Origin of the sequence: Streptomyces sp. GbtcB7 (genome assembly GCF_019091445.1) — a bacterium.
GTDB classification, from domain to species: domain Bacteria; phylum Actinomycetota; class Actinomycetes; order Streptomycetales; family Streptomycetaceae; genus Streptomyces; species Streptomyces mirabilis.
The window spans coordinates 109,429-134,259 of the sequence record NZ_JAGXJM010000027.1; the positions used below are offsets into that span (position 1 = coordinate 109,429).

Consider the following 24,831-nt stretch of genomic DNA (forward strand, 5'->3'; position numbering starts at 1 on the left):
GGAACCAGATCATGACAGATAACTTTGGAGTACTCGCCGGGACCGCACGCCTCACAGGTGTCGAACGAGTCGTGAATGCCCCTTTGCCCACCGTGTACGGCGACTTCCAGGCGGTCGGCTTCCTGGATCACGATCGCGGAGAGGAGCAAGTGGCCCTGGTTTACGGCGAGGTCGGCGACCTCAGCAAGGGCGGGGAAGGCGCCACGAAGGAGGGCGTCCTCACCCGGCTCCATTCGGAGTGCCTCACCGGGGACGCCTTCGGCTCCGCCCACTGCGAGTGCGGTGACCAGCTCGCCGCCGCGCTGCGCGCCATCGTCGCGGAGGGCCGTGGCGTCCTCGTCTACCTCCGCGGCCACGAGGGCCGCGGCATCGGCCTGCTCGCGAAGCTGCAGGCGATGAAGCTCCAGTCGGAGGGCCTCGACACCGTCGAGGCGAATGTCGCCCTCGGGCTCCCGGTCGACGCCCGTGACTACCGGGTCGCGGCGGACATCCTGCACGACCTCGGCGTCCGCTCCGTACGCCTGCTCTCGAACAACCCGCGCAAGCGGGAGTCGCTCCAGCGCAACGGCATCAAGGTCGCCGAGCAGGTCCCGCTGCTCATACCGCCGTGCCCGCAGAACATCACCTATCTGCGCACCAAGCGGGAGCGCCTCGACCACTTCCTGCCCCATCTGGACGTGGTGGTGTCCCACTCCTCCTGAGCGCGGGCGCCCGAGGGCGTCACCCGGAGGCGTCGGCTGTGGTGAGAGAGGTGCGCGCGGGGAAAGGTACAAGGAATGACCGACGACGTCCTGTACCTCTCCCGGGACCGGGTGACGGAGCTGTTGGACACCGATGCGGCGATCGCCTCGCAGCGCGCGGCGTTCACCGCGCTCGGTGACGGCACCGCCGAGCTTCCCGGCAAGATCATGCACCCCAGCCGATTCGACGACAGCGTCGTCTTCGCCTACCTCGCCCGGCTGTCCGCCGACACCGGGGCCGTCGCCAAGTTCGGCAGTGTCAACCCGGCCAACACCGCGGCCGGGCTGCCGACGGTGCACGCCGTGATCAACGCGCTCGATCCGGTGACCGGGCAACTCGCCGCCGTCATGGACGGTACGGCGGTCACGACCCTGCGCACCGCCGCGGCGAGCGCCGTCGCCCTCGACGCGCTGGCCAACGCCGACAGCGCGGAGCTGGGCCTTCTCGGCTCCGGCACCCAGGCCCTCGCCCACGCGCGGGCCGTCGCCCGGGTGCGGGACCTCAGGTCCGTACGGGTGTGGAGCCCGAACCCGGCCCGACGGGCGTGGGCGGCGCGGCGCCTCGCGACCGAACTCGGGGTCGCGACCAAGGCCGTCGACACGGCGGAGGAAGCGGTCGCGGGCCTGCCCATGGTCGCCGCCTGCACGCTCAGCAGCACACCCGTCGTACGGGGCGCGTGGCTGGCGCCCGGGTGCGCGGTCGTCAGCGTCGGCTCCTTCGAGCCCACCCGCAGCGAGGTCGACACGGACGTCGTACGGCGGGCGGCGGCGGTCGTGGTCGACGACCCGGAGACGGCGGCGGAGCACGCAGGACCGATCGTGGACGCGCTGCGGGAGGGAGTGCTCACCCGCGCCGACCTGATCCCGCTCGGTGGCGTCATCACCGGCAGCCACCCGGCCCGCACCCACCCCGACGACGTCGTCTTCTACAACAGCGTCGGGCTCGGCGTCCAGGACGCCGCCGCGGCCTGGGCCGTGATCGCGGCCGCTCGTGCCCGGGAGGCGCGCCGATGACCGGCAGCGCGCGGGTCGTCGTCATCGGCGGCGGGGTGATGGGCACGAGCATCGCCTACCACCTGGCCCGGGCCGGTGTACCGGACGTGGTGCTCGTCGAGCGCGACGAACTCGCCTCCGGGTCCACCTCGCGGGCCGCGGGTGGGGTCCGGGCGCAGTTCTCCGACGAGCTGAACATCCAGCTGGGTGCCCGGAGTCTGGAGGCGTTCGCCCGTTTCGGTGAGGAACCGGGCCAGGACATCGGGCTGCGCCGGGTCGGCTATCTGTTCCTGCTCTCCACGCCCGAGGAGGTCGCCGCCTTCGAGGACGGCGTACGGCGGCAGAACGCGCTCGGGGTGCCCAGCCGTCTGATCGACCCGGCCGAGGCCCAGCGGCTGTCCCCGCTGATCAGCACCGACGGGTTGCTGGCGGCGGCCTTCTCCCCGGACGACGGGCACTGCACACCCGAGTCCGTCGTGCAGGGCTACGCGGCCGGGGCCCGCCGGTACGGCGCGACCGTGCTGCGGCACCGCGAGGTCACCGGCATCGAGACCCGCGGCGACGAGATCACCGCGGTCGTCACCAGCAAGGGGCGGATCGCCACCGACACGGTCGTCTGCGCGGCCGGCGCCTGGTCGCGGGCGGTCGGCGCGATGGTGGGCGTGGACCTGCCGGTGGAACCGCTGCGCCGCCAGATCGCCGTCACCGAAGCCGTCCCGGGCCTGCCGCCCGACCTCCCCATGACCATCGACTTCACCACCAGCCTCTACTTCCACACCGAGGGCCCCGGCCTCCTCCTCGGCATGTCCGACCCCGACGAGATCCCCGGTTTCGCCACCACTCCCCACGACCGCTGGATCCCCCGCCTGTCCGAGGCGATGGAGCGCCGCGCCCCGGCCCTGCTCGACCTGCGCCGGACGGGCGGCTGGGCGGGCCTGTACGAGATCACTCCGGACCACAACGCCCTGATCGGCGAGGCGCGTTCGTGCGCACGCTTCCTGTACGCGACGGGGTTCTCGGGCCACGGCTTCCTCCAGGGACCGGCGGTCGGCGAGGTGATCCGTGATCTGTACCTGGGCCGCGTACCCTTCGTCGACATCAGCCCCCTGAGCGTCGAGCGCTTCACCGCCGACGCCCCGCGCCCGGAGGTCAACCTCGTATGACCGAGCTCCACTTGTGGCTGCGCCACGAGATCCGTACGACCGAACGGCGTACCCCGATCGTGCCCTCGGACGCCCGACGGCTCGTCGAGAGCGGCGTGACGCTCACGGTCGAGGAGTCGCCGCAACGGGTCTTCCCCATCGAGGCGTACGAGGAGGCCGGGTGCCGGGTCGCGAAGGCAGGTTCCTGGGTGTCGGCGCCGCCCGAAGCGGTCGTCGTGGGACTGAAGGAACTCCCCGACGGACCATCGGAACTGACACATCGCCATGTCTTCTTCGGGCATGCCTACAAACGGCAGCCGGGGGCAGCGGCGCTGCTCCGCAGGTTCCTCGCCGGGGGCGGGGCCCTGCTGGACATCGAGTACCTGGTGCACGACGACGGGCGCAGGCTCGCCGCGTTCGGCTACTGGGCCGGATACCTGGGCGCCGCCCTGGCGGTGCTGCACCACCGCGGCAGCCTCAAGGCCCCGCTGCGGCCCACGTCGAAGGAGGACCTGGACGCCGAACTCGCCTCCGAGAAGGGTGAGTTGCGAGCCCTCGTCATCGGCGCGCTCGGCCGCAGCGGCCGGGGTGCCCGGGTGGCCCTTGGCGTGGCAGGGGTCGAGCCCACCTGCTGGGACCTCGCCGAGACCCGTGAGCTGGACCGACCGGCGCTGCTGGCACACGAGTTGATGGTCAACACCGTGCTCACCACCCGGCCGATCCCGCCCTTCCTCACGGACGAGGACCTCGACGAGCCCGGCCGCCGGCTGCGCACCCTGTGCGACGTCACCTGCGACGTCGGCTCCCCCCTGAACGTACTGCCGATCTACGACACCACGACGGACTGGACGCACCCCGCCCGCCGCATCCGCGAGCGGCCCGCCCTCGACCTGATCGCCATCGACAACCTGCCGTCGCTGCTGCCGCTGGAGGCGAGCGTCGACTTCTCGGCGGCGCTGCTGCCCCAGCTCCTGGAGTTCGGGGTCGGCGGACCGTGGGGGCGCTGCCTGGACCGCTTCCACGAGGCGTGCCGCGCCCTGGAAGCCGAGGATGCCGGGGAAGCCGAGAAGGCCGAGAAGGCAGAGGAAGGGGAGTCGCGTGATGTCTGAGGTGACGGCCGCGAGCGGCACCGTCCACTGGATCGGCGCCGGCCTGTCCACCGGCAGCGGTCTCGCCGCGACCTGCGACGCCGCCGACCGCGTACGCCTGTGGCACCGCACCGAGGAGCGCGCCGCGCGCAGCCTGGAGGCGCTGGGCCTGACGGGGCGGGCCGAGCCCCGTGCGTACACACGGGAGGCGCTCGCCGCCGAGCTCGCCCCCGGAGACGTCGTCGTCTCCATGCTGCCCGCCCCCGAACACGCCCCGCTGCTCGCCGTCTGCGTCGAGCGCGGCGCCCACTTCGTCTGCTCCAGCTATGTGTCGGACGCGGTCCTCGACCAGGTGCCCGCGGCCGTGGCGGCGGGAGTGGTGGTGCTGACCGAGTGCGGGCTCGACCCGGGCATCGACCACCTCTTCGCGCACAGTCTGATCGCCCGGGCCGAGGCCGAGATCGGCGCCGAGTCGGCTGCCTCGTACCGCCTCACCTCGTACTGCGGCGGCATCCCCGCCGTGCCCAACGACTTCAAGTACCGCTTCAGCTGGGCACCCGCGGGCGTGCTCAACGCTCTCCGCTCGCCCGCCCGATATGTCGAGGACGGCATCGAGACCACCGCCGACCGCCCGTGGGAGGCCACCCGCCCGCACCTGATCGACGGCGAGGCCTTCGAGGTCTACCCCAACCGCGACAGCGTGCCCTTCGTCGAGCAGTACGGGCTTCCCGGCACCTGGAAGCCGGAGACCTTCGTGCGCGGCACCCTGCGCCTCGACGGCTGGCTGCGGGCCTGGGACGCGGTCTTCGAGGAGTTGAAGGCGGGCGACGACCGGCGGATCACCGCCCTCGCCCAGGAGCTGGCCAGGACCTATCCGACCACCGACGCGGACCGTGACCGGGTCGTCCTCGCCGTCTCCCTCGACGTGCGCGGCGGCTCCGGCGCGACCTGGTCGGGGCGCTACCTCCTCGACCTCGTGGGCACCGCCGAGGAGAGCGCCATGGCCCGCTGTGTCTCCCGCACGCTCGCCCTCGGGGTCCGCCACATCCTGGACGGTTCGCTCCCGCCGGGCCTCGGCCGCGCCGCGGAGACGGCGGAGCGCTCCGAGCGGTGGCTGGCCGAACTCGCCCGGGAGGGAGTGCCCTTCACCCTGCGCGCGGGGTAGCCGGGCTCAGCCGAGCACCGCCTCGTGCACGAGCCGCTTGAGCTCGGGATAGATCGAGTGGGACGAGGTCGGGCGGACCTGGGTGTAGAACTGCACGGTCAGGTCGTGGCGTGGGTCGACCCAGAAGGTCGTACTGGCGACCCCGCTCCAGCCGAACGCGCCCTCGCTGGACGGCGACCGGGTGATCTCGGGGTCCACCACGACGGAGACCCCGAGTCCGAAGCCGAGCCCCGCGTTGCCGGGTTCGCGGTGCAGCGCGCTGCCGAAGGTGCGGCGGTCGACGCCGCCCGGGAGGTGGTTGGCGGCCATCGTGTCCACGGTCTCCGGCTTCAGCAGCCGGGCCCCGTCGAGTTCGCCGCGACGGCGGAGCATCTCCATGAAGCGGTGGTAGTCGTACGCGGAGGCCACCATGCCGCCGCTCCCGGAGAGGAAGCGCGGGCGGCCGTGCAGAGGGAGCCCGGCGATCGGGGTGATGCGGCCCTCGGTGTCCTCGCCGTAGAGCTCGGCGAGCCGCCCGGCCTGCTCGTCGGTGACGCAGAACCCGGCGTCCGTCATCCCCAGCGGCCCGAAGATCCGCTCGGCGAGGAACGCGTCGAGGTCCTGCCCCGACACTACTTCGATCAGGCGGCCGAGCACATTGGTGGAGACGGAGTAGTTCCACTCGGTGCCCGGCTCGAACTGCAGGGGCAGGCCCGCGTACACGTCGCAGGTCCCGGCCAGGTCCGCGCCCGGCGCCACCGACGACTCCAGACCGGCGTCGCGGTAGAGCGCGTCGACGGGGTGGGAGTGGTAGAAGCCGAAGGTCAGACCCGAGGTGTGGGTCAACAGGTGCCGGATCAGGAGGGGTTGCTCGGCCGGGCGGGTCGTCATGTCGGCGCCTGACCCGCTGACGTACACCCGGGGGTCGGCGAAGGCGGGGAGGAAACGGGCGACGGGGTCGTCGAGCCGGAGGCGTCCCTCCTCCAGGAGCATCAGCGCGGCGACCGAGGTGACCGGCTTCGTCATCGAGTAGATCCGCCACAAGGTGTCGGTCTCGACGGGGAGTCGGGCCTCGAGGTCGCGGTGGCCGTATGTGGTGAGGTGCGCGACCCGGCCGTGCCGGGACACGGACACGAGGTAGCCGGGCAGCCGGAGGTCGTCGACCAGGTGGGAGAAGTGCTGGTCCAGGCGGGCCAGCGCCTTCGGATCGAGGCCGGCCTCGCTCGGCTCGACCTCTCGTCGCAGATGTCCCATGGTTCTCCTCCGGACTGCGGCTCTCGGACTCGCTCGTCCTCATCGTCTCGCTCGCCCTCATCGTCTCGTACGGACTTCGCGAGCGGCGTCGCCGGGTGGGTGACCGGCGGGTCGCCGCTCGGCGATCGGCGCGTCGTCGCGGCCCGGGAGCCGCAGCGCCGACAGCGCGCCGACCGCCGTGAGGGCCGCGAGGACGGTCAGCGCGGGGCCCATGTCGAGGCCGGACAGGCCGACCAGCGTGGTCGCGACGGCCACCCCCACCGTCGGTCCGATGTTCATCGCGGTCTGCTGAAGCCCGCCCGCCACCCCGGCCGACCCGGCGGACGCGCAGCGCACGACGACGGCCGTCGCGCTCACCATCACCGCGACGAACCCCGCGCCCAGGAGCAGGAATCCGGCGCCGATCGCCAGGTCCGTCGAGGCGCGGTCGAGCCCGGACAGCAGCAGGACGCCGAGGAGGAGCAGCAGCATCGCGGTCCCGGTCGTGCGGCGTGGGCCGTAGCGGCGCAGCAGTACGGCGGAGACCGGCGCGCCCAGCACCATCATCACGGCCAGCGGGAGCGCGCGCAGACTGCTCTGGAGCGGGTCGAGGCCGAGCACGTCCTGAAGGTAGTAGGTGCTGACGAAGAGCGTGCCGACCAGCGCCGCGGAGGCGCACACGAGGGTGCCGAGCGCCGCGCCGACCGTGGGGGAGCCGAGCAGTCCGTGCGGCACCAGCGGGCTCGCCGCGCGCCGTTCGTGCCGTACGAACGCGGCTGCCGCGGCCGTCGCCACGACCGGCCCGAGCATGGTCGCCGTGGTCAAGCCGGTCGCCGGCAGCACGACGAGCGTGCGCACCAGGGCGACCAGGGCCACCGCGAGCAGCGCCGCGCCGGGCAGGTCGAGTCCGGCCGCCGAGCCTCTGGCCCGGGGTGCGTCCCGGACGGTCAGGGCCAGGGCGGCCATGACGAGCGCGGGTACGACGTTCAGGAAGAAGACGGCCCGCCAGCCCAGCTGGGTGACCAGCGCCCCGCCGACGAGGGGACCCGCGGCCGCCGCGAGACCGATGGCGCTGGTGCGCAGCGCGATGGGCATGCCGAGTCGGTCGGGCGGGTAGGCCGCGCGCAGCATCCCGAGCGTGGCGGGCTGCGACAGCGCGCCGAAGACCCCCTGGGCGACCCGCAGTCCGATCACCCAGCCGATGTCGGGCGCCAGACCGATCCCCGCCGACGCCGCCCCGAACCCCACCATTCCCACGGCGAAGACCTGTTGGTGGCCGTACCGGTCCCCGAGTCGCCCCGCGAACACCAACAGACTGGCCACCGCGATGAGATAGCCGGTACTGGTCCACTGCACCTGCGCGAACGAGGCGTCCAGGTCGCGCCGCAGCGTGGGCTGAGCGACGGTGAGGACGGTTCCGTCCAGCGCGACGATGACGGCCCCGACGACGCTGTTGGCCAGCGTGAGACGGCGCCGCGCCGAGGGGTTCACCGCTCCTCCGGCCCGAGGTGCGCGTCCAGCGCGGCATCCAGCAGGGGTACGAAGTCGGTGGCTCCCGTGGCGAGCTGGAGGCTGCCCCAGCCCCACAGTTGGGCGATCCCGTGCAGGTTCGCCCAGAGGGCGCCCGCGACGAGCGCGGCGTCGGCCTCGGGGCGTGCCCGGCCGACCAGGTCCACCAGGACGCCGAACAGCGGCAGACTGGTCTCCCGGAGCCCCAATTTCCCACTCTCCAAGAGATCATGGCGGAACATCAGCTCGTACATTCCGGGCTGAGTGAAGGCGAAATCGAGATAGACCCTCCCCAGCGTCGTGAGCTGGGCGCGGGGACTCGCCCCTCCGTCGCCCAGCGCCTCCGTCGCCCGGGCACCCAGGTCGGCGAAGCCCCGGCGCGCGATGGCGGAGAGCAGTTCCAGATGGGTCGGGAAGTAGCGGCGCGGGGCACCGTGGGAGACGCCCGCGCGACGGGCGATCTCCCGCAGGGTCAGAGCCTGCGCGCCCTCCGTGGTCACCAGGTCCACGCCCACCTCGATCAACCGGGCCCGCAGCCCCGTGTCCGCTGCACTCATAGGCACTGTCTACCAGTCCTCGTAGACGCTGTCTACTACTCTGATAGACAGTGTCTACGTGACGGGAATGGCCATGCGTTCCCCGGGGTTGAGCGATACATGACTCAGGACGCGACGCAGGACACGCTGCTCAAGCTGCTCTCCGAGTACGACGGCGGAGTGCTGGTCACCCTCAAGAAGGACGGCCGGCCCCAGCTGTCCAACGTGAACCACGCCTACGATCCCGCCGAGCGGATCGTCCGGGTCTCGATCACGGACGATCGCGCCAAGACCCGCAATCTGCGCCGGGACGCGCGGGCCTCCTACCATGTGACGGCCGAGGACCGTTGGGCGTACACGGTCGCCGAGGGCACCGCCGAACTCACTCCCGTCGCCCGGGACCCCCACGACGAGACCGTCGAGGAACTGGTGCGGCTCTACCGGGCCGTCCGGGGCGAGCACCCCGACTGGGACGACTACCGGGCCGCCATGGTCAGCGACGGCCGGCTCGTCCTACGGCTCCACGTGGAGCGCGCGTACGGGATCCCCCGCGGACGCTGAGCCCGCTCCCTCGTCGCTGCGGGCCTCGATCGCGCGGAGCACGGCCACCATGTCGGACCCGCCGTGGCCCTGTGCCACGGTCTCGTCGAAGAGGGCGTGGCAGACGTCGAGCAGGGGTGAGGCCAGCCCCGCTCGACGGGCGGCCCCGGCGATCAGCTCGTTGTTCATCAGGACGTCACGGGCCGCGGCCTGCACGGCGAAGTCGCGCTCCCGCAGCTTCGGGGCCTTCATCCGGGAGACGCCGCTGGCCATCGGACCGGCGTCCAGCACGTCCAGGAAGAGCTTGCGGTCCAGGCCTTGCCGTTCGGCGAAGTGGAACGCCTCGCTGAGGCCGGTCACCAAGGTGATCAGGAACAGGTTCACGGACAACTTCATCAACAGGGCGTTGGGCACCGGCCCGCAGTCGAAGCTCTCGTGACACATCGGGCCGAGCAGCGGCCGTACCTCCTCGACGGCCGCGGGATCCCCGGCGAGCATCGCCACCAGCCGCCCGGCCTCCGCCGGGACCCGCGACCCGGAGACCGGGACCTCGACGTACCGGCCGCCCGCCGCGCGCACCTCGGCCTCCAGACCGCGCGAGTACTCGGGGGACGTCGTGCCCATGGGGACGACGGTGCGCCCCTCGACGCGCGCGGCGAAGTCCGCGGTGCCGCGACCCAGGACGGCGTCCGTCACGGAACCGTTTGCCGGCATCAGGAGGACGACACGGCAGCGTGCGAAGACCTCGGCCGGGTCCGCGGCCACCTCGGCCCCCGCGGCACGCAACGGCTCGGTCCTCGCGGCCGTGCGGTTCCAGACGACCAGCGGGGTGCCCGCCCTCACGAGGTTGAGCGCCATGGGCTGTCCCATGACACCGAGGCCGATGAATCCCACGTACACGACGCACCACCGTCTCTGCCGGCACCCCCGTCGAGCCGCCGTCTCCGCTTATGACCGCTGTCATGATAGCCAGCTCTATGACAGCGGTCATAGTGGGTAGTGTGCCTACGTCAGTCCTGGTGGGAGGTCGATGATGGCGGTTTCCGAGCGGGGGCCGCGCGAGCGGATGGTGTTCAGCGCGGCACAGCTCATCCGGCGCGACGGGGTCACCGCGACGGGGATGCGCGAGGTCGCCGCGCATGCGCGGGCGCCGCGCGGATCGCTCCAGCACTACTTCCCGGGCGGCAAGGAGCAGTTGGTCAACGAGGCCGTGGACTGGGCGGGCGGCTACGCGGGCAAACGCGTCGCCCGCTTCCTCGCGGCGCTGAACGAACCGACGCCGAGCGGACTGTTCGCGGCGATGGTGCGGCAGTGGACCGACGAGTTCCAGGAGGCCGGATTCGCCTCCGGCTGCCCCGTCGCGGCGGCGACCGTGGACTGCGCGGAGTCCACCGAGTCCACCAGGACCGCTGCCGCCGCCGCGTTCGCCCGCTGGAACCGTCCGGTGGCCGAGGCCCTGACGGACATGGGCGTACCGGCCGAACGGGCCGAACCGCTGGCCACGGTCATGATCAGCGCCCTGGAGGGGGCACTCCTCATCGCCAGGACCGAACGGGACGTACGGGCCCTGACTGCCGTGGCCCACGAGCTCGGTCCCTTCCTGGACGGGGCCCGAACGGTGAGCCGAGGGTCGACAGGATCTCCGCGCACACCGGCCGCCCCTGAACCCGGCCGGGGTGCGCGGAGTGGCTCTGTGTAACCGCGCTGTTTCTTTCCGCTTGCCCCGGGCGATGTTCATGCCGAAAACGTCAGCTGTCAACCGTGCCCCCCCGTCGGGCGGTCAGGCGGTCACGGCCTCGCGCTTCGCGGCGTCCTGGGGCGCCCGCTCGCCCAGCTCCTCCGTCGGCACCGTGTGCGTCTCGCGGGCGGTGAGCGCGGCGAGCACCGGCGGGACGCACAGCGCCGCGGTGAACAGCGCCACGGACGACCAGTCGTCGCCGCCCGGGCCCGCGATCTGCGCGGCGAAGGTGACCGCGAACCCGGCGACGGCGAAGCCGATCTGCGTGCCGATCGCCATACCGGAGAGCCGGACGCGGGTGGAGAACATCTCGCCGTAGAAGGACGGCCAGACACCGTTGGCCGCGCTGTACACGACGCCGAAGGCGAGGACGCCGAAGAGGAGGACGAGGGGGTACGAGCCGGTCGAGATGGCCCACAGGTAGGCGAACATCAGTACGGCGCTGCCCGCGGCGCCGATCAGGAAGACCGGACGGCGGCCGATGCGGTCGGAGAGCGTGGCCCAGGCGGGGATCGCGCCGAGGGCGACGATGTTGGCGAGCGCGCCCACCCACAGCATCTGCGTGCGCGACAGCCCGACCGAGTCGCTCGTGCCGTACGCCAGCGCCCAGACCGTGAAGATCGTGCTGACCGAGGCGATCAGAGCGCCCGCGACGACCCGCAGGACGTCCGCCCAGTGCTCGCGGAGGAGCACGAGGAGCGGCAGTTTGGGAACGCCCTCGCTCGCGGCCTGCTGGGTGAAGGCCGGCGTCTCCTGGAGGGTGCGGCGGATGACATAGCCGACCACGGCGACCGCGACGCTCGCCCAGAACGGCACGCGCCAGCCCCAGGAGAGCAGTTGGTCCTCGGGCAGCGCGGCGACCGGCAGGAACACCAGGGTCGCCAGGAGCTGGCCGCCCTGGGTGCCGCTGAGGGTGAAGCTGGTGAAGAAGCCCCGGCGGTGGGGCGGCGCGTGTTCCAGCGTCATGGAATTGGCGCTCGCCTGCTCACCGGCCGCGGAGATGCCCTGGAGGACGCGGCAGAGCACCAGCAGGACCGGGGCGAGGCCGCCGACCTGGGCGCGGGTGGGCAGACAGCCGATGAGGAACGTCGACAGGCCCATCAGGATCAGCGTGAAGACCATGATCTTCTTGCGGCCGACCCGGTCGCCGAAGTGGCCGAGGAAGAGCGCGCCGACCGGGCGGGCCGCGTACGCGACGCCGAACGTGGCCAGCGAGAGGAGGGTCGCGGTGGCCGGGTCCGACTCGTCGAAGAAGACCTTCGGGAAGATCAGGGCCGCGGCGCTGCCGTAGATGAAGAAGTCGTAGTACTCCAGGGCGCTGCCGATCCAGGCGGCCATGGCGGCCTTCCGGGGCTGGCCGGGTGGCGCGTCGAGCGGGACGGCGGGGACGGACACGGCGTGCTCCTTCGAGGGAACTCCGGGGACGGGAGTGGCGGAGGGGTGAGGTGCCGGGACCCTGGGGGTGTACGGGTCGGCCGTGCCGGATGCGACGAGTCTGCTTGACGGTGGGAGGTCTGCTCAACGTTGCGCGTCCGGCTAATTAACCCACTGGATAGTTAGTAGCGGATGGCTACGGATGTTGCGCCCACGTTTCCCGGGTGTCAAGAGGTCGTACTGAAGGATCTCTCCCGGCCGTGCCCCGCCCCGGCCCCGGAGCGGGGTACGGGAGGGGGTGACGGTCCAGCCCGTTCTCAGTCCTCCGTGCGGTCCGCCGTCAGATAGGCGATGACCATGTCGCCGAGCATGGTCCGGTAGTGGTCCCGCTGGTCGGGGGCGACCAGGTCACGGCCGAAGAGGGCGCCGAAGGTATGCCGGTTGGAGACCCGGAAGAAGCAGAACGAGCTGATCATCGCGTGCAGGTCCACGGCGTCGACGTCCGCTGTGAACAGCCCCGACTTCCGGCCGGTCTCCAGGATGCGGCGGATCACCTCCAGCGCGGGCGAACCGATCTTCCCGAGTTCCTCGGACGCGGCTATGTGCTCCGCCTCGTGGATGTTCTCGATGCTGACCAGCCGGATGAAGTCCGGATGCGCCTCATGGTGGTCGAAGGTCAGCTCGGCGAGCCTGCGGATGGCCGCGACCGGGTCCAAGTGCTCGACGTCCAGCTCCTGTTCGGCCATCCGGATCACGGAGTACGCGCGCTCCAGAACGGCCGTGAACAGCTGCTCCTTGCCGCCGAAGTAGTAATAGATCATCCGCTTGGTGGTGCGGGTGCGGGCGGCGATCTCGTCGACGCGGGCACCGGCGAAGCCGGCGCGCGAGAACTCCTGGGTCGCCACGTCGAGAATCTCGGCCTTGGTCCGGGCGGCGTCGCGGATGCGCCCGACGGGCCGTGCAGGTTCTTCGACGCTGGTCATCGGCTTCCTTCGGGCGAGGGGGTCAGTGCCCGCGATTGTAGAAGCAGGGTCTGCCGCCGTGGTCCCGAGTTCCGGGGCGGGCCTTCCCGCGAGCCCGGGATGCTGATATAGCTAACGTACTAGTTCGTACATTAGTGAGCGCTCAGGAGGTCCGCCGTGACCATGGACACGTATCTCGTCGGCCTCATCGGTTCCGGCATCGGCCCCTCGCTCAGCCCCGCGCTGCACGAGCGGGAGGCCGACCGGCAGGGACTGCGCTATCTGTACCGGCTGATCGACATCGACGTGCTCGGCGTCGGGCCGGAGGCGGTGGGCGATCTCGTACGGGCCGCGCGGGACCTCGGTTTCGACGGGCTGAACATCACGCACCCCTGCAAGCAGCTGGTCATCGACCACCTCGACGAGCTCGCTCCGCAGGCGGCGGCCCTCGGCGCGGTCAACACCGTCGTCTTCGAGGGCGGTCGTGCGATCGGGCACAACACCGATGTCACCGGGTTCGCGGCGTCCTTCGCGCGCGGGCTGCCCGATGTCCCGCTGGAGCGGGTCGTGCAGCTGGGCGCGGGCGGGGCGGGGGCGGCGGTCGCCCACGCCGTGCTGACACTGGGCGCGGGGCACGTCACCGTCGTGGACGCGATGCCGGACCGGGCTGCGGATCTTGCCACCGGGCTGAACCGGCACTTCGGTGCGGGGCGGGCGGCGCCCGCGACGCCGGACGCGCTCGGGGGACTGCTCGGTCGTGCCGACGGGGTGGTGCACGCGACCCCCACCGGGATGGCGGCCCATCCCGGGCTGCCGTTCCCGGCCGAGCTGCTGCATCCCGGTCTGTGGGTCGCCGAGGTGGTGTACCGGCCACTGGAGACCGAGTTGCTGCGCACGGCCCGGGCGGTGGGGTGCGCGACGCTGGACGGCGGGGGCATGGCCGTGTTCCAGGCGGTGGACGCGTTTCGGCTGTTCACGGGGCGGGAGCCGGATGCCGTTCGGATGCTGGCGGACATTTCTGAGCTCGCGGGTGTGCCAGGTGCGGGTGTCGGTGGCTGAGGGCGCCTTATGGGTGGGGTGGCTCGGGTTGTGCGGCGGGGTGCGGGGTGGTGGGGGCTGGTCGCGCAGTTCCCCGCGCCCCTTGCGGGGCGGGTGCGGGGCGCGCCCACGTGGCGGAGCCGCACATGGCACAGCCCCACGCCCCTTGCGGGGCCCGGGCCTGGCCGCGCCTGTCCGTGGAGCGATAGCTAAGGAGTATCGACGTGCGTACGTCCATTGCCACTGTCTCGCTCAGTGGGTCCCTGACCGAGAAGCTCACGGCTGCGGGGCGGGCGGGGTTCGACGGGGTGGAGATCTTCGAGAACGATCTGCTCGCGAGCCCCCTCACACCCGAGGAGATCCGGGCCCGCACCGCGGACCTCGGTCTGAGCATCGACCTCTACCAGCCGATGCGGGACATCGAAGCGGTGCCCGAAGAGGAGTTCGCCCGCAATCTGCGCCGCGCCCGACACAAGTTCGAACTCATGCGCCGCCTCGGCACCGACACGGTCCTGGTCTGTTCCAGCGTCTCCCCGCTCGCCGTGGACGACGACGCGCTCGCGGCCGACCAACTGCGCCGGCTCGCGGACCTCGCACAGGACTTCGGTATGCGCGTCGCCTACGAGGCGCTCGCGTGGGGCCGCCACGTGAGTACGTACGACCACGCCTGGAGCATCGTCGAAGCCGCGGACCACCCCGCCCTCGGCACCTGCCTGGACAGCTTCCACATCCTCGCCCGCGGCGGCGACCCCAAGGGCATCGAGGACATCCCCGGCGAGAAGATCTTCTTCCTGCAACTGGCCGACGCCCCCTTGATGGCGATGGACGTCCTGCAGTGGAGCCGCCACTACCGTTGCTTCCCGGGCCAGGGCGGCTTCGACATCGCGGGGTTCCTCGGACACGTCCTGCGAGCCGGATACCGGGGACCGCTCTCCCTCGAGGTCTTCAACGACGTCTTCCGGCAGGCCGAGGCCGGGCCGACCGCCGTGGACGCTCGTCGCTCCCTCCTCGTCCTCCAGGAGGCGACGGGACTCGCGGCCCCGCCCGCGCCCGTGGTGCCGACCGGTGTCGCCTTCGCCGAGCTCGTCACCCCCGACGTCGAACCCGTCACCGCGCTCCTCGGCGCCCTCGGCTTCACCCGCAGGGCCAGGCACCGCAGCAAGCCCGTCGACCTCTGGCAGCAGGGCGAGGCCCGTGTCCTCGTGAACACCGGACCGGCCGCCCGGCGCGACGGCACCTCCCTCGCCGCCGTCGGCCTGGAGTCCCCTGACCCGGCCGCCGCGGCCCGGCGCGCCGAATCCCTCCTCGCCCCGGTCCTGCCCCGCCGCCGCGCCCCCGAGGACGCACCGCTGGACGCGGTGGCCGCCCCCGACGGCACCGAACTCTTCTTCTGTGTCACGGATCGCTCCGGGCACCCCGAACTCGCGGGGTGGACGGGCGACTTCGTGCCGGTCCCGCACGAACGACTCCCGCAGCACGTGACCCGCATCGACCACCTGGCCCTCACCCAGCCCTGGCACCAGTTCGACGAGGCGGCCCTCTTCCACCGCAGTGTGCTCGGGCTGAGCGCACAGGACAGCGTCGATGTCGCCGACCCGTACGGACTGCACCGCAGCCGCGCGGTCACCAACGCCGACGGCAGCGTCCGGATCGCCCTCGGCGTCGGGCCCGCCCCCACCGACGAGGGCGCCCGCGCCCAGCACATCGCCCTCGCCACGGACGACGTGGTCACCGCGGCCCGCCGCTTCCGCGAGGCCGGCGGCCGACTGCTGGCGATGCCCGCGAACTACTACGACGACCTCGCCGCACGGTATGAGTTCGCCGACGGCGAGCCGGAGACGTACCGCGAACTCGGCATCCTCTACGACCGTGACGCTGAGGGTGAGTTCCGCCACTGCTACACGGAGACGGTCGGCCGTGTCTTCTTCGAACTCGTCCAGCGTGACGGCGGTTACCGGGGCTACGGGGCGCAGAACGCCCCTGTGCGGCTGGCCGCGCAGCACCTGCCGCGCCGACCGGGGCGCTGACCCCTCAGCCGCGGCACGGCGCCACTCGCGTCACGACGCCGCTCGTCCGGGCCCCAGGCGGCGCCAAATTACCCGTCAGTTGACATTGAAACACCAATGACCACCGCTATCATCACACCACCCGCGGAACACCTCTGCGGAGCGACCGTCGGCCGATGACAGCGGCAGCACGGTATCGCCCCCAGTCTGCTGCCCAGGACGTGGAGCAATCGGCCTCCGGCTCCGAGGCCGGTTTCAGTGCTTCACGTTCTGAGAGGGAGCCCATGCCGGGAGACCGCTTCACCCCCGACTTCGACCCCGACTACGGGGACGCGCCCCTCACCACCGCACGCAAGGACATCGCCAACGGGCGCTGGCAGGGTCTGCGGGATCTGCTGCGGGTGACCGGCCCCGCCTGGTCCGTGCGCGCCCACCGGATCCGGCTGCTCGCGCCCGCGTGCGCGGGCAACTCGTCGGTCGAGTCCTGGCTCGCCGCGGAGCCGCGCAGCCCCGACGCCCTGGTACTGCGGGCCGCGACCGAGGTGGCCAGGGCCTTCACCCTCGCCACCGCCGCGGGCGGGCGCGTACCCGTCGAACAGCGGCGCGTCGACCGGGCGGTGATGGCCTGCCTGCAGGGCGCCGAGGCCTACCCCGAGGACCCCACACCCTGGATCTGCCTCATCTCCGTCGCCCGGCTCTACGCCGCCGGGGTACGCCGTCAGGAACTCGGCCGCTGGTGGGACGAGTTGCACGCCCGCGACCCCTACACGATCGAGGGGCACCTCCATGTGCTGCGCTACTACTCGGCGCGCTGGCACGGCACCCACGGCCTGATGTACGACTTCGCCCGCGACGCGGCGGCCGTCGCCCCGCCGGGCTGCGCGCTGCCGGTCCTGGTGCAGTTCGCCCGCGTGGAGGAGTACCGCTTTCTCCAGGAGGGGGCGAACGGGCGGCCGGACGTGTCCGTCGACCTCGACGGGCACTGGAACAACGAGGGAGCCGTCGACGACGTACGGCGTACCTGGCAGCGCTGGATCACCGCGCGCCCGGACGGCCAGCCCGCGCCGGAGGAGGTGCGCGACCTCAACTACCTGGCGCACGCCGCCAGCCACGCGGGCCTGCCGGACCTCGCGGCCCCGCTCTTCAAGACCCTGGGGGTGCGTGCCAGCCGGATGCCCTGGTCCCGCACCGGCGACCCGGAGGCGGAGTACGTGAAGTGGCGCAGGCGCGCCACGCGCGGCGCCTGAGCCACCTCACGTGTCCCGGCCGTCGAGGTGGCACGGCCGGGGCCGGTGGGGAACTACAGGTCGAACTCGTGCGGCGGCAGTTCGAGCGTGAAGCACGCCTCGCGCACGACGGCCTGCTCGGTCTTGTCGAAGTCGCCGTCGGCGCCGCCGATGACGATGCCGATCTGGATGACGGCGCGCGCCTCGGCCGGCTTCTTCTTCGCCTTGGCGATCTCCTGGAGGACGCTGACCTTGCCGAAGGCGAAGTCGGCGGTCAGCTTGTTCAGGTTGTCGTCGAAGCGGCGGCGCAGGTCGTCGGCGTCGAAGTTCTGCAACACCTCGTTCGTGGCGATGAGTTGCGCGACGCGCTGGCGCTCGGAGGGATCGACCGTCCCTCCCCCACTGCCTAAAGGGCGTGGGAGGTGCCCCCAGCCGCGGCGACGAGCGCGCACATCGCCATGCTCGCGTCGCGGAAGGCACCGCTCTTCAGATCGTTCTTCTTCGCCACGGGCTGGGTCTGCATCGTCGACGCGGACTCCTTGATGAGGTCCCACAGGGCCATGAGAGCTCCATACGTTGGGAGAGGTCCGGCCCGCCCCGGAGGGCGGACCGTGACCCCGTCAATTTCTACAGCAATGTAGAAACTAGCGAACCGCCGCAGAAGTTCCGGTGGCGTTCCACTCGGCGATCACAGGATGCCCGTGCTCGGTGGACAGCCGGCTGACGGTGCCCGTCGCGAGCTGGAACAGCCGCCCGTCCGCGGGGGACAGCCCCAGCCGACGGGCCGTCAGCACGCGCAGGAAGTGGGCGTGTGCCACGAGGATCACGTCGCCGTCGGCGAGCGCCGGCCCGACGCGGGACAGCACGCGGTCGGCGCGCTCTCCCACCTCCGCCGGCGACTCGCCGGGATGGCCGTCGGGGCCGGGCGGCACGCCGTCGTTCCACAGGAACCAGTCGGGCCGGGTGCGGTGTATCTCGACGGTCGTGATGCCTTCGTACGCGCCGTAGTCCCACTCGTGCAGATCGGCATCGGCCACGGCCCCGTACACGCCCGCGAGTTCCGCGGTGCGTACCGCGCGGCCGAGCGGGCTGGTCAGGGCCAGGGCGAAGGTCCGGCCGGCGAGCAGCGGGGCGAGGGACTTGGCCTGTTCCTCGCCGTGCTGGGTGAGGGGCAGGTCGGTCCAGCTGGTGTGCTGGCCCGACACGCTCCACTCGGTCTCGCCGTGGCGGACCAGCAGGAGGTCGCCCATGGTCGTTACTTCGCCGACTCGACGGCGTGGCCGCCGAACTGGTTGCGCAGTGCCGCGATCATCTTCATCTGCGGGGAGTCGTCCTGGCGGGAGGCGAACCGGGCGAAGAGGGAGGCGGTGATGGCGGGCAGCGGGACGGCGTTGTCGATGGCGGCTTCCACCGTCCAGCGGCCCTCGCCGGAGTCGTCCGCGTAGCCGCGCAGCTTCTCCAGGTGCTCGTCGTCGTCCAGCGCGTTGACCGCGAGGTCGAGCAGCCAGGAGCGGATGACGGTGCCTTCCTGCCAGGAGCGGAAGACCTCGCGCACGTCGGTGACGGAGTGGACCTTCTCCAGGAGCTCCCAGCCCTCGGCGTAGGCCTGCATCATGGCGTACTCGATGCCGTTGTGGACCATCTTGGAGAAGTGGCCCGCGCCGACCTTGCCGGCGTGCACGAAGCCGGCGTCGCCCTCGGGCTTGAGGGCGTCGAAGACCGGCTGCACCTTGGCGATGTGCTCGGCGTCGCCGCCGACCATCAGCGCGTAGCCGTTCTTGAGGCCCCAGACGCCGCCGGAGACGCCCGCGTCGACGAACCCGATGCCCTTGGCGGCCAGCTCCTCCGCGTGCTTCTCGTCGTCCGTCCAGCGGGAGTTGCCGCCGTCGACGACGGTGTCCCCGGGCTCCAGGAGCTCGCCGAGCTGGTCGATGGTGGACTGCGTGGCGGCGCCGGCGGGGACCATCACCCACACCACGCGCGGGCCTTCGAGCGCGCTCACGAGTTCGGTGAGGCTGCTCACGTCGGAGACCTCGGGGTTGCGGTCGTAGCCGACGACCGTGTGGCCCGCGCGGCGGATCCGCTCGCGCATGTTGCCGCCCATCTTGCCGAGGCCGATGAGTCCGAGCTGCATGACAGTCACTTCTTTCGGAGGGTGCGGTACGCGGCCACGAGGGCGGCGGTGGAGGGGTCGAGGCCGGGCACGTCGGCGCCTTCGGTGAGCGCGGGTTCGACGCGCTTGGCGAGGACCTTGCCGAGCTCGACACCCCACTGGTCGAAGGAGTCGATGTTCCAGATCGCGCCCTGGACGAACACCTTGTGCTCGTAGAGGGCGATGAGCTGGCCGAGGACCGACGGCGTCAGCTCGCTCGCGAGGATCGTCGTCGTCGGGTGGTTGCCCTTGAACGTCTTGTGCGGGACCAGTTCCTCGGGCACGCCCTCGGCGCGCACCTCGTCGGGCGTCTTGCCGAAGGCGAGGGCCTGGGTCTGCGCGAAGAAGTTCGCCATCAACAGGTCGTGCTGGGCCGCGAGTTCGGGCTCCAGCTCGTCCACCGGGTTGGCGAAGCCGATGAAGTCGGCCGGGATCAGCTTCGTGCCCTGGTGGATGAGCTGGTAGTAGGCGTGCTGTCCGTTCGTGCCGGGCGTGCCCCACACCACCGGACCGGTCTGCCACTCCACCGGCTCGCCGTCGCGGTCCACCGACTTGCCGTTGGACTCCATGTCCAACTGCTGCAGGTAGGCGGTGAACTTGGACAGGTAGTGCGAGTACGGCAGCACGGCGTGCGACTGGGCGTCGAAGAAGTTGCCGTACCAGACGCCCAACAGGCCGAGCAGCAAAGGCGCGTTGGCCTCGGCGGGAGCCGTACGGAAGTGCTCGTCGACGAGCCTGAACCCGTCGAGCAGCTCCCGGAACCGGTCCGGGCCGATCGCGATCATCAACGACAGGCCGATCGCCGAGTCGAAGGAGTAGCGTCCGCCGACCCAGTCCCAGAACCCGAACATGTTGGCGGTGTCGATACCGAAGTCCGACACCTTCCCGGCGTTCGTCGACAGCGCCACAAAGTGCTTGGCGACCGCCTTCTCGTCACCGCCCAGCCCGGCGAGCAGCCAGGTCCGTGCCGAGGTGGCGTTGGTGATCGTCTCGATCGTGGTGAACGTCTTCGAGGCGATGACGAACAGCGTCTCGGCCGGGTCGAGGTCGCGGACGGCCTCGTGCAGATCGGCGCCGTCCACGTTCGACACGAACCGCACGGTCAGCGAACGGTCGGTGAAGGCCCGCAGCGCCTCGTACGCCATCGCCGGGCCGAGGTCGGAGCCACCGATGCCGATGTTGACGACGTTCTTGATGCGCTTGCCGGTGTGACCGGTCCACTCGCCGGCGCGGACCCGCTCGGCGAAGTCGGCCATCTTGTCGAGCACGGCGTGCACGCCAGGCACGACGTTCTCGCCGGCGACCTCGATCACCGCGTTCCGCGGGGCCCGCAGGGCGGTGTGCAGCACCGCCCTGTCCTCGGTGACGTTGATCCTCTCGCCGCGGAACATCGCGTCCCGCAGTCCGAACACGTCCGTGGCGGTGGCCAGTTCCTGGAGGAGGGCGAGGGTCTCGTCCGTGATCAGGTGCTTGGAGTAGTCGATCCGCAGATCGCCGACCCGCACGACATAGCGCTCGGCGCGGGCGGGATCGGCGGCGAACAGCTCACGCAGCCGCGGGTGGAGCAGACCGTCCGCGCGGTGGTCCTCCAGGGCCACCCACTCCGGACGCCGCGTGAGCTTGGGGGAGTCAGACATGACGGGGGGTCTCCTTGGTGCCGTTCTCGCCCCGCAGGGCGACGGCGTACATCTCGTCCGCGTCGAGGCGGCGCAGCTCCTCGGCGATCAGCTCGGAAGTGCTGCGCACCTTCAGCGCGAGGGTGCGGGAGGGCTGCCCGGGCAGCGACAGCGTGGCCAGCGGTCCCTCAGGCCGGTCGATCACGATCTCGCCGTTCTTCGTGCCGAGCCGCACCGCGGTCACCACCGGACCGGCAGTGACGACCCGCTCGACCGGCACGTCGAGCCGGGCGCCCAGCCAGCGGGCGAGCAGCTCGGCGCTCGGGTTGTCGGCCTCGCTCTCGACGGCGGCCGAGATCACCTTCGTACGGGCCTGGTCGAGCGCGGCGGCCAGCATCGAGCGCCAGGGCGTCAGCCGGGTCCACGCCAGGTCGGTGTCGCCCGGCGCGTACGAGTTGACGCGGGCCGCCAGGGCCGTGAGCGGCGACTCGACGGCGTACATGTCGGTGATCCTGCGCTGCGCGAGGGCGCCCAGCGGGTCCTTGGCCGGTACCTCGGGGGCGTCCACCGGCCACCAGACGACGACGGGCGCGTCCGGCAGCAGCAGCGGCAGGACCACGGAGTCGGCGTGGTCGGACACCTCGCCGTAGGTCCGCAGCACGACGGTCTCACCGGCACCGGAGTCGGCGCCCACCCGGACCTCGGCGTCGAGGCGCGAGTTGGTGCGGTCGCGCGGGGTGCGGGCGTGCCGCTTGATGACGACCAGGGTGCGCGAGGGGTGCTCGCGCGAGGCCTCCTCGGCGGCCTTGATCGAGTCGTACGCGTTCTCCTCGTCGGTGACGATGACCATCGTCAGGACCATGCCCACGGCGGGGGTGCCGATGGCGCGGCGCCCCTGCACGAGCGCCTTGTTGATCTTGCTTGCCGTGGTGTCGGTCAGGTCGATCTTCATGGCCTGCGCCAGCTCCGTCCGTCTCGTGCGAGCATCTCGTCGGCTTCCTTCGGACCCCAGCTGCCCGAGGGGTACTGCGCGGGCTTGCCATGGGTCTCCCAGTGCTCCTCGATCGGGTCGAGGACCTTCCAGGACTCTTCCACCTCCTGGTGACGGGGGAAGAGATTGGCGTCGCCGAGCAGGACATCCAGAATCAGCCGTTCGTACGCCTCCGGGCTGGACTCGGTGAACGACTCGCCGTAGGCGAAGTCCATCGTGACGTCCCGGATCTCCATCGACGTACCCGGGACCTTCGATCCGAAGCGCACCGTCATGCCCTCGTCGGGCTGGACGCGGATGACGATCGCGTTCTGGCCGAGCTCCTCGGTGGCGGTCGAGTCGAACGGTGAGTGCGGGGCGCGCTGGAAGACGACCGCGATCTCCGTCACCCGCCGGCCGAGGCGCTTGCCGGTGCGCAGATAGAAGGGGACGCCCGCCCAGCGGCGGTTGTCGACCTCCAGCTTGACGGCCGCGTAGGTGTCGGTCGTCGACTTGGGGTCGATGCCCTCCTCCTGCAGATAGCCGCGCACCTTCTCGCCGCCCTGCCAGGCCGCCGCGTACTGGCCGCGCACGGTGTGCTCGCCCAGGTTCTCCGGCAGCTTCACCGACTTGAGGACCTTGAGCTTCTCGGTCAGCAGCGACTCGGCGTCGAAGGCGATCGGCTCCTCCATGGCGGTCAGCGCCATCAGCTGGAGCAGGTGGTTCTGGATCACGTCACGGGCCGAACCGATGCCGTCGTAGTAGCCGGCCCGGCCGCCGATGCCGATGTCCTCGGCCATGGTGATCTGCACGTGGTCGACGTACGACCGGTTCCAGATCGGCTCGTACATCTGGTTGGCGAAGCGGAGCGCCAGGATGTTCTGGACGGTCTCCTTGCCGAGGTAGTGGTCGATGCGGAAGACCTGCTCCGGGTCGAACACGTCGTGCACGAGCGCGTTCAGCTCGCGCGCGCTCTCGAGGTCGTGGCCGAACGGCTTCTCGATGACCGCGCGCCGCCAGGAACCCTCCGGCGGGCTCGCGAGCCCGTGCTTCTTGAGCTGCTGGACGACCTTCGGGAAGAACTTCGGGGGCACGGAGAGGTAGAACGCGTAGTTGCCGCTGGTGCCCCGGGCCGCGTCCAGCTCCTCGATGGCGGAGCGCAGCTGCTTGAACGCCGTGTCGTCGTCGAAGGTGCCCGGGATGAACCGCATGCCCTCGGCGAGTTGCTGCCAGACCTCCTCCCGGAAGGGGGTGCGCGCGTGTTCCTTCACCGAGTCGTGCACGATCTGCGCGAAGTCCTCGTCCTCCCAGTCGCGGCGGGCGAACCCGACGAGCGAGAAGCCCGGCGGCAGCAGACCGCGGTTGGCGAGGTCGTAGACGGCCGGCATCAGCTTCTTGCGGGACAGGTCGCCGGTGACACCGAAGATGACGAGGCCCGAGGGGCCCGCGATACGGGGGAGGCGACGGTCGCGGGGGTCACGGAGCGGGTTCTCCCATTCCGCCACCGGAACGGGGCCGTTGCTCTTGGCCTCCGCCTTCGCATCGACCGGCTTCACACCCTCCGCCTTCACACCGACCGGTTCCACGGTCGTGTCACCAGATCCCTCCGGCGTGGTGGCCGCATCCTGCGGGGTACCGTCGGGAAGCGCTTCACGCTTCGTCATTCCCCCTCAACTCCCTTGCTGCTCAGCGAGGTCGCGACCGCGTCGAGCAGATCCTCCCAGGCCGCCTCGAACTTCGAGACGCCCTCGTCCTCCAGCTGGTGGACCACCTCGTCGTAGGAGATCCCGAGCCCTTCCACGGCGGCCAGGTCGGCGCGCGCCTGGGCGTAGCCGCCGGTCACCGCGTCGCCGTGGATGTCACCGTGGTCGGCCGTGGCGTTGAGCGTCGCCTCCGGCATGGTGTTGACCGTGCCCGGCGCGACCAGCTCGTCGACGTACAGCGTGTCCTTGTACGAGGGGTCCTTGACGCCCGTCGAGGCCCACAGCGGGCGCTGCTTGTTGGCGCCGGCCGGGGCGAGCGCGGTCCAGCGGGCGGAGGCGAAGACCTCTTCGTACGCCTCGTAGGCGAGCCGCGCGTTGGCGAGCGCCGCCCTGCCCTTGAGGGCGAGGGCCTCGTCCGACCCGACCTTCGTCAGCCGCTTGTCGATCTCGCTGTCGACGCGGGAGACGAAGAAGGAGGCGACGGAGTGGATGGTGGCGAGGTCGATGCCCGCCGCCTTGGCCTTCTCCAGGCCCGCCAGGTAGGCGTCCATCACCTCGCGGTAGCGCTCCAGGGAGAAGATCAGCGTGACGTTGACGCTGATGCCGAGGCCGATGACCTCGGTGATCGCCGGGAGGCCGGCCTTCGTCGCCGGGATCTTGATCATCACGTTCGGGCGGTCGACGAGCCAGGAGAGCTGCTTGGCCTCGGCGACGGTCGCCCCGGTGTTGTGGGCGAGGCGCGGGTCGACCTCGATGGAGACCCGGCCGTCCCGGCCGGCGGTCGCGTCGTGGACCGGGCGCAGGATGTCGGCGGCGGCGCGGACGTCGGCCGTCGTCATCATCCGGACGGCCTCGTCGACCGTCACGCCGCGCTCGGCCAGGTCGCCGAGCTGCTCCTCGTACCCCTCACCGGAGCCGATGGCGGCCTGGAAGATGGAGGGGTTGGTGGTGACGCCCACCACGTGCCTGGTCTCGACGAGTTCGGCGAGGTTGCCGGAGGCGATGCGCTTGCGGGAGAGGTCGTCCAGCCAGATGGAGACGCCTTCGTCGGAGAGGCGCTTCAGGGTTACCGCGGTCGCGGTTGCTTCGGTCACAGTGATCATCTTCCTTCGTGCGATCGG

General features: G+C 71.3%; 22 protein-coding genes and 1 pseudogene. 10 read left to right on the forward strand and 13 right to left on the reverse strand.

What is annotated here, in order from left to right; translation table 11 throughout:
* The first annotated feature begins 11 nt into the window (after window positions 1–11).
* The 5 genes from ribA to KVT44_RS36775 all read left to right on the forward strand — a co-directional run bounded on the left by ribA (window position 12) and on the right by KVT44_RS36775 (window position 5,128).
* Window positions 12–701: a GTP cyclohydrolase II gene (gene ribA / locus KVT44_RS36755; RefSeq protein ID WP_217571778.1), complete on the forward strand. Its 690-nt coding sequence runs from the start codon at window positions 12–14 to the stop codon at window positions 699–701.
* A 75-nt stretch (window positions 702–776) separates the two neighbouring features.
* Window positions 777–1,754, forward strand: a complete 978-nt coding sequence (locus KVT44_RS36760; RefSeq protein WP_217571780.1) for an ornithine cyclodeaminase family protein — start codon at window positions 777–779, stop codon at window positions 1,752–1,754.
* Window positions 1,751–2,896, forward strand: a complete 1,146-nt coding sequence (locus tag KVT44_RS36765) for an FAD-binding oxidoreductase (protein ID WP_099919633.1) — start codon at window positions 1,751–1,753, stop codon at window positions 2,894–2,896. Before KVT44_RS36760 ends, KVT44_RS36765 begins: the two co-directional genes overlap by 4 nt.
* Window positions 2,893–3,984: a saccharopine dehydrogenase gene (locus KVT44_RS36770; protein ID WP_190168207.1), complete on the forward strand. Its 1,092-nt coding sequence runs from the start codon at window positions 2,893–2,895 to the stop codon at window positions 3,982–3,984. Before KVT44_RS36765 ends, KVT44_RS36770 begins: the two co-directional genes overlap by 4 nt.
* A complete protein-coding gene (locus tag KVT44_RS36775; RefSeq protein ID WP_217571782.1) occupies window positions 3,977–5,128 on the forward strand; it encodes a saccharopine dehydrogenase family protein in 1,152 nt (383 codons plus the stop codon). Before KVT44_RS36770 ends, KVT44_RS36775 begins: the two co-directional genes overlap by 8 nt.
* A gap of 6 nt (window positions 5,129–5,134) precedes the next feature.
* Here KVT44_RS36775 and KVT44_RS36780 read toward each other — a convergent pair whose 3' ends face one another.
* The 3 genes from KVT44_RS36780 to KVT44_RS36790 are packed head-to-tail and all read right to left on the reverse strand — an operon-like array spanning window position 5,135 to window position 8,406.
* Window positions 5,135–6,361: a serine hydrolase gene (locus tag KVT44_RS36780; protein ID WP_217571784.1), complete on the reverse strand. Its 1,227-nt coding sequence runs from the start codon at window positions 6,359–6,361 to the stop codon at window positions 5,135–5,137.
* 57 nt (window positions 6,362–6,418) lie between these two features.
* Window positions 6,419–7,831, reverse strand: coding sequence for an MFS transporter (locus KVT44_RS36785; protein WP_217571786.1), 1,413 nt, complete (start codon window positions 7,829–7,831; stop codon window positions 6,419–6,421).
* The gene (locus KVT44_RS36790) at window positions 7,828–8,406 is read right to left on the reverse strand and encodes a TetR/AcrR family transcriptional regulator (protein WP_217571788.1); all 579 of its coding nucleotides are present in this window, start codon (window positions 8,404–8,406) and stop codon (window positions 7,828–7,830) included. Before KVT44_RS36790 ends, KVT44_RS36785 begins: the two co-directional genes overlap by 4 nt.
* A 99-nt stretch (window positions 8,407–8,505) precedes the next feature.
* Here KVT44_RS36790 and KVT44_RS36795 point away from each other — a divergent pair, with 99 nt between their 5' ends.
* Window positions 8,506–8,946, forward strand: coding sequence for a PPOX class F420-dependent oxidoreductase (locus tag KVT44_RS36795; RefSeq protein ID WP_217571791.1), 441 nt, complete (start codon window positions 8,506–8,508; stop codon window positions 8,944–8,946).
* Here the strand turns inward: KVT44_RS36795 and KVT44_RS36800 are convergent.
* Window positions 8,899–9,825 carry an NAD(P)-dependent oxidoreductase gene (locus KVT44_RS36800; RefSeq protein WP_217571793.1) on the reverse strand — a complete coding sequence of 309 codons (927 nt, stop codon included), beginning with the start codon at window positions 9,823–9,825 and terminating at the stop codon, window positions 8,899–8,901. The genes KVT44_RS36795 and KVT44_RS36800 overlap by 48 nt on opposite strands.
* Window positions 9,826–9,958: 133 nt before the next feature.
* On the opposite strand from KVT44_RS36800, the gene KVT44_RS36805 reads away from it, so the two are divergent.
* Window positions 9,959–10,624 carry a TetR/AcrR family transcriptional regulator gene (locus tag KVT44_RS36805; protein WP_099919626.1) on the forward strand — a complete coding sequence of 222 codons (666 nt, stop codon included), beginning with the start codon at window positions 9,959–9,961 and terminating at the stop codon, window positions 10,622–10,624.
* Between the two features lie 81 nt (window positions 10,625–10,705).
* On the opposite strand, the gene KVT44_RS36810 is transcribed toward KVT44_RS36805, so the two are convergent.
* Entirely contained in the window at window positions 10,706–12,058 is a 1,353-nt protein-coding gene (locus KVT44_RS36810) for an MFS transporter (protein WP_190168213.1), read from the reverse strand.
* 296 nt (window positions 12,059–12,354) lie between these two features.
* Window positions 12,355–13,020, reverse strand: coding sequence for a TetR/AcrR family transcriptional regulator (locus KVT44_RS36815; protein ID WP_099919624.1), 666 nt, complete (start codon window positions 13,018–13,020; stop codon window positions 12,355–12,357).
* A gap of 156 nt (window positions 13,021–13,176) precedes the next feature.
* Between KVT44_RS36815 and KVT44_RS36820 the strand changes: the two genes are divergently transcribed.
* The 3 genes from KVT44_RS36820 to KVT44_RS36830 all read left to right on the forward strand — a co-directional run bounded on the left by KVT44_RS36820 (window position 13,177) and on the right by KVT44_RS36830 (window position 17,290).
* Window positions 13,177–14,058: a shikimate dehydrogenase gene (locus KVT44_RS36820; protein ID WP_217571794.1), complete on the forward strand. Its 882-nt coding sequence runs from the start codon at window positions 13,177–13,179 to the stop codon at window positions 14,056–14,058.
* Between the two features lie 203 nt (window positions 14,059–14,261).
* Window positions 14,262–16,064, forward strand: a complete 1,803-nt coding sequence (locus KVT44_RS36825) for a bifunctional sugar phosphate isomerase/epimerase/4-hydroxyphenylpyruvate dioxygenase family protein (RefSeq protein ID WP_217571796.1) — start codon at window positions 14,262–14,264, stop codon at window positions 16,062–16,064.
* A 263-nt stretch (window positions 16,065–16,327) separates the two neighbouring features.
* On the forward strand, window positions 16,328–17,290 hold the full coding sequence (locus KVT44_RS36830; protein WP_217571798.1) for a hypothetical protein: 963 nt from the start codon (window positions 16,328–16,330) through the stop codon (window positions 17,288–17,290).
* A gap of 53 nt (window positions 17,291–17,343) precedes the next feature.
* Here KVT44_RS36830 and KVT44_RS36835 read toward each other — a convergent pair.
* From KVT44_RS36835 to tal, 7 genes and pseudogenes are all read right to left on the reverse strand, one after another.
* Window positions 17,344–17,831 (reverse strand): annotated as a pseudogene (locus tag KVT44_RS36835) (tellurite resistance TerB family protein).
* Between the two features lie 82 nt (window positions 17,832–17,913).
* Window positions 17,914–18,519, reverse strand: a complete 606-nt coding sequence (locus tag KVT44_RS36840) for a histidine phosphatase family protein (protein ID WP_054234524.1) — start codon at window positions 18,517–18,519, stop codon at window positions 17,914–17,916.
* Window positions 18,520–18,524: 5 nt separating this feature from the next.
* Window positions 18,525–19,403 (reverse strand): phosphogluconate dehydrogenase (NAD(+)-dependent, decarboxylating), encoded by an 879-nt coding sequence (gene gnd, locus KVT44_RS36845; protein WP_248003255.1) that lies wholly within the window; start codon window positions 19,401–19,403, stop codon window positions 18,525–18,527.
* Window positions 19,404–19,408: 5 nt separating this feature from the next.
* Window positions 19,409–21,058 (reverse strand): glucose-6-phosphate isomerase, encoded by a 1,650-nt coding sequence (gene pgi / locus KVT44_RS36850; protein WP_217571800.1) that lies wholly within the window; start codon window positions 21,056–21,058, stop codon window positions 19,409–19,411.
* A complete protein-coding gene (gene opcA / locus KVT44_RS36855; RefSeq protein ID WP_217571802.1) occupies window positions 21,051–21,989 on the reverse strand; it encodes a glucose-6-phosphate dehydrogenase assembly protein OpcA in 939 nt (312 codons plus the stop codon). The genes pgi and opcA overlap by 8 nt, the downstream gene beginning before the upstream one ends.
* A complete protein-coding gene (gene zwf, locus KVT44_RS36860; protein ID WP_254650401.1) occupies window positions 21,986–23,671 on the reverse strand; it encodes a glucose-6-phosphate dehydrogenase in 1,686 nt (561 codons plus the stop codon). The genes opcA and zwf overlap by 4 nt, the downstream gene beginning before the upstream one ends.
* Window positions 23,668–24,813 carry a transaldolase gene (gene tal, locus KVT44_RS36865; RefSeq protein ID WP_217571804.1) on the reverse strand — a complete coding sequence of 382 codons (1,146 nt, stop codon included), beginning with the start codon at window positions 24,811–24,813 and terminating at the stop codon, window positions 23,668–23,670. The genes zwf and tal overlap by 4 nt, the downstream gene beginning before the upstream one ends.
* Between the last annotated feature and the right edge of the window lie 18 nt (window positions 24,814–24,831).